Origin of the sequence: Streptomyces sp. NPDC059564 (assembly GCF_042735575.1) — a bacterium.
Classification (GTDB): domain Bacteria; phylum Actinomycetota; class Actinomycetes; order Streptomycetales; family Streptomycetaceae; genus Streptomyces.
This window is the reverse complement of sequence record NZ_JBHWBP010000715.1, coordinates 1-1,171: the sequence shown is the minus strand read 5'-3', so window position 1 is coordinate 1,171 and position 1,171 is coordinate 1. Positions and strand designations below refer to the sequence as shown.

Sequence of the window (1,171 nt, the reverse complement as noted above, 5' to 3'; positions counted from 1 at the left end):
CGTCCCCACCGTCTGGGCCTCGGTCGACGGCCGGTACGGCATCGCCGAGGACGCCGGGGGACCGCCGCTCGGCCTGCTGCCCGACGTGCGGTACGCCGTGACCCGGCGCAGGCTGGTGGAGGCGGGGTCGATCGTGCTGCTCACGGACGGCGTGGTCGAGGGGCCGTCGTTCCCCATCGACGAGGGGCTGGAACGCGTCTCCCGCCTCGTCCGGGCGGCCGCGGGCGGGGACCCCGACGAGCTCGCCGCCGAGGTCATGAAGGTGGCCGACTCCACCGGCCACGCCGACGACGCCGCCGTACTCGTCCTCAGCCACGGCCCGGCGGCGAGCCTCGGCCGGGCCACGAGCCACGACCCGGTCGCGCGTGTCACGCCCCACCCGGACGCCCCGACTGTTGTCTGATGCTGTGGTGCGCACCGTGGAATGGCGACGTCCGGCCCTGGCGCTGCTGCGGATCCTCGCCGTCGCCGCGGCCTACTACCTGTCCGGCCGGCTCGGCCTGCTGCGGCAGGTGGTCGTCGAGGGCGCGGTCGTCACGCCCCTGTGGCCGCCCACCGGCATCGCCGTCGCCTGCCTGCTGTGGTTCGGCCCGCGGATCTGGCCCGGGATCGCCCTGGGGACGTACCTCGCCGTCGAGCACATCAGCCAGTTCCACCCCGCCGACATCGGGATCGTCGTCGGCAACACCCTCGCCCCCCTGTGCGCCTACGCGCTGCTCCGCCGGGCGGCCTTCCGGCCCGAGCTCGACCGGCTGCGGGACGGGATGGCCCTGGTCTTCCTGGGCGGCCTGCTCCCGATGACGATCAGCGCGACCGCCGGGTGCTGGACGCTGGTGCTCACCGGCAACCTGCCCATGGGGAACTTCTGGCCGGTGTGGTCGGCCTGGTGGGCCGGGGACACCATGGGGGTGCTGCTGGTGACCCCGATGCTGCTGGTCCTGAGTCACGCCCGGATGCCCCGGGATCCCTACCGGGTGGCCGAGGCGGTGCTCCTGATGGTCGCGGCCTCGGCCGTCACGCTCGTGGCCACGCGGAGCACCCAGTCCCTGCTCTTCCTGGTCTTCCCGCTGCTGATCTGGGCGGCCGTACGCTTCCAGCTGGCCGGCAGCGCCCCGTGCGCGCTGCTCGTATCGGTCCTGGCGATCTCGGCGGCCACCGACCACGCCGGACC

The 1,171-nt window shown here is 74.3% G+C and carries 2 protein-coding genes; both read left to right on the top strand.

What is annotated here, in order from left to right; all coding sequences use genetic code 11:
* On the top strand, window positions 1-403 hold a 403-nt coding region (locus tag ACFV0Q_RS41875), incomplete at its 5' end, for a SpoIIE family protein phosphatase (protein ID WP_385013370.1).
* Between the two features lie 4 nt (window positions 404-407).
* Window positions 408-1,171: MASE1 domain-containing protein (locus ACFV0Q_RS41870; protein WP_385013371.1), on the top strand; the 764-nt coding region annotated here is incomplete at its 3' end.